Source organism: Paenibacillus sp. 01L418 (genome assembly GCF_056400045.1).
In genome coordinates, this window is the sequence record NZ_JBFTSN010000633.1 from 1 (window position 1) to 2,754 (window position 2,754).

At 39.0% G+C, this 2,754-nt stretch carries 4 protein-coding genes; 3 read left to right on the top strand and 1 reads right to left on the bottom strand.

Annotated features, from left to right (window positions below; translation table 11 throughout):
• From AC1DSE_RS33910 to AC1DSE_RS33920, 3 genes are all read left to right on the top strand, one after another.
• Nucleotides 1-699, top strand: a 699-nt coding sequence (locus AC1DSE_RS33910; protein WP_477528975.1) for a restriction endonuclease, incomplete at its 5' end; no start/stop codon positions are given.
• Between the two features lie 134 nt (nucleotides 700-833).
• Nucleotides 834-1,388, top strand: a complete 555-nt coding sequence (locus AC1DSE_RS33915; protein ID WP_441887173.1) for a TIR domain-containing protein — start codon at nucleotides 834-836, stop codon at nucleotides 1,386-1,388.
• A gap of 14 nt (nucleotides 1,389-1,402) precedes the next feature.
• Entirely contained in the window at nucleotides 1,403-2,233 is an 831-nt protein-coding gene (locus AC1DSE_RS33920) for a macro domain-containing protein (protein ID WP_441887171.1), read from the top strand.
• Between the two features lie 434 nt (nucleotides 2,234-2,667).
• Here the strand turns inward: AC1DSE_RS33920 and AC1DSE_RS33925 are convergent, their stop codons facing one another.
• Nucleotides 2,668-2,745 carry an SOS response-associated peptidase family protein gene (locus AC1DSE_RS33925; protein ID WP_477528976.1) on the bottom strand — a complete coding sequence of 26 codons (78 nt, stop codon included), beginning with the start codon at nucleotides 2,743-2,745 and terminating at the stop codon, nucleotides 2,668-2,670.
• Between the last annotated feature and the right edge of the window lie 9 nt (nucleotides 2,746-2,754).

The following is a 2,754-nucleotide window of genomic DNA, read 5'->3' on the forward strand; positions in this document are numbered from 1 at the left end:
ATTGTAGCTGCAGGGATTGCTGCCGGTGTAATTTTTGCGGGCTACGCCTTTATTATCTTCTCCATAAATCAAAAACAAATCGAGCGTTTAAAGAGATCCGGCATTGCAGAAATCGATAAGATGGAGGGGCGACAGTTTGAGAAGTATTTGGGTCATCTTTTTAAAGCACACGGTTATGCTGCAGAAGTTACACAAGCTGCAGGTGATTACGGTGCAGATTTAATCATCTCAAAAGCTGGAAAGAAAATCGTGGTCCAGGCGAAGCGTTATAGCAAAAATGTTGGTCTAAAGGCCGTGCAAGAAGTACATACAGCATTGAATCATTACGGAGCAACAGAAGCGTGGGTTGTTACCAACAGTGATTATACAGAGCAGGCGTATACATTGGCCAAATCTAACGGCGTTCGTTTAATCATGCGGCAGCAGCTGATTGAGTTGATGTTAGCAATAAATCCTGAACAGAAGGCTCCAAGTTCAAAACAGATTACCCAACAACCAGAACTTGAAAATGAAGTCGCAGTGAGCAACGAGAATATGGAGCCTGAAGATCTGGACTGCCCCCAGTGTGGCTATTTACTTGTAAAACGTAATGGGAAACGGGGAGAGTTTTATGGCTGTTCCAATTTCCCTAAATGTCGACACACTATGGAAATTATAAAGAAGCTATCGGGCAGTTTAGTTGAAAATCAATCACGTTGAACCGTATAAGATACTCTTACACAGAGAATTAAGTAGTGATAATAGATTTGAGAGGTCGGAGTAGACGAGTTTTATGTTTAATAATGAACGAGTAAACAGGTGAAAATAATACTTTATATTAGGAGGATTAACACATGGCAAATCGGACAGGAACCTATGTTGCTTTTGATGGTTTAGGAGAAAAAGATCCTACAAAGTCTGACTTTAGATATTATTCCACTATTCAAGCATGGAGTGCAAACAAAAACATCAAGTTTTCGTTAACTAACAGTCATGAGAAAACGGATGCAGTACGCGATACAAGTAAACGGACAACTCTATATGCGCGGATTCAGGAACGACTTAAATCATCAAAAAACATGCTCGTCATCCTTACCAAAAAGACTCGTTTTACCGGAAGCGTTTTATCCTATGAGATAGAGCAAGCCATAGATACATACAAAATTCCGCTTATTATTGCATATCCCGAGTTTTCATCCATTTTGAATGTAGAGAGCCACAGTGACATATGGCCAAAGGCGCTTGCCGAGCGTATCAATAATACTGGTGTAGAGGCTATCCATATCGCATTTGCTAAGGATTGCATTATGGATGCTATTACGCGTTTTCATGTGAACGGTGAGCATCTTAGTGATGGGAAGAATTATTACAACCGTGACGCGCAAATCAAATGGGGCTTAATTCGATAAAGGAGCAGATGCGAATGAAAGTCTCGTTTTTTGATAAAAAGATACTACATACTTTCTACGGCTTTCTAAGCGTGATAAGCGTTATCACCTCTATTGTCTTTCTCTTTGTTGAAATAGAGCCCAAAAACAAGGCGCTCATTGGTGGAGGGACACTGATATTGCTGGTCCTTGTTTACATCGGAATTTGGATTCATGCCAATTTACGTCGGAGCATCAAACTAACGATTAACAACTCAGAGGTTGAGGTGAAGTTTGGTGATTTATTCTCTGAGGAAGCTGACCTGAAAGCAGTTGCTTTTAATGAATATTTCGACACAATGGTAGACGAGAAAGTTATTTCAAGCACTTCCCTCAACGGAATATATATCAAAAAATTCTATTCGGGAAATGTAAATACTTTAGACGACATTATCTCTTCTGACAACCATTTACCAGAGATGATCGCCTCCACAAACGAGGGAAGGACTATTGGAAAGAAAACTCAATATAAACTAGGAACAATATGTATGGTAGACGATTATCTCCTTACGGCGTTCTCTCGTTTCGATGCTAGTAATAAAGCGTACCTCGAGATAAACGACTACATAAGCTGCCTTTTAAATTTCTGGACTGAGATAGACAGAGTCTATGCTGGGAGAACAGTAGCCCTACCCGTTTTGGGATCCGGGATCACACGCTTTAAAGGATACGAGAATATATCAGATCAAGAATTGCTCGAACTCATTATATTGACATTTAAAGTGAGCCGCATAAGATTCACGTTTCCTTCTACGGTGAAGATCGTAGTCTGGCAGAAAAAACAAGAAAAGATAAACCTACTTTCGCTTAAGGATTTAGAATCGTGAAAGAATATTATTAACATAACTATTAAAAATGGTTAATGCTCAAAATTCTGAATTGACTCTCTATAGATGCTGGTGTTACCGTGCTTGATATAATCGTAAACGAAAAAGAAGGAAAAAAATTGCATAAGCACTACTCACCTATCTCGAGCAATGTAATTTAAAATCAACTAATGATAAACAATAGCTCAACTTAAAACGTTTGCACTCGTTGTTTCAATTACTAGGTTCTTATAAATTTTTTTTTGGAGAAACCGATGATACTAATGGGGCTATTTGGAGTTCAAAGGAATTTCCTTTATTAAGGATTCATCTGAATTTTTAACGTTTCCTACATCTCTTGAGACTGGATATTTCATCATTTCGTCGGCAGGAAATGGTTTGAGAAATTGTGAGACGTCTTCCATTTCGGGATTTAACCAGCCATGTATATCCGTTTATATGACCGGCATACGATCATGCACATCTGAAACAAGCTGATTCGGCGTAGTCGTGATAATGGTACAGGTTGAAATGGGTTCCCC

Coding starts and splice junctions, on each gene's coding strand:
- AC1DSE_RS33915 (WP_441887173.1), top strand. CDS start 834: ATGGCAAATCGGACAGGAACCTATGTTGCTTTTGATGGTTTAGGAGAA.
- AC1DSE_RS33920 (WP_441887171.1), top strand. CDS start 1,403: ATGAAAGTCTCGTTTTTTGATAAAAAGATACTACATACTTTCTACGGC.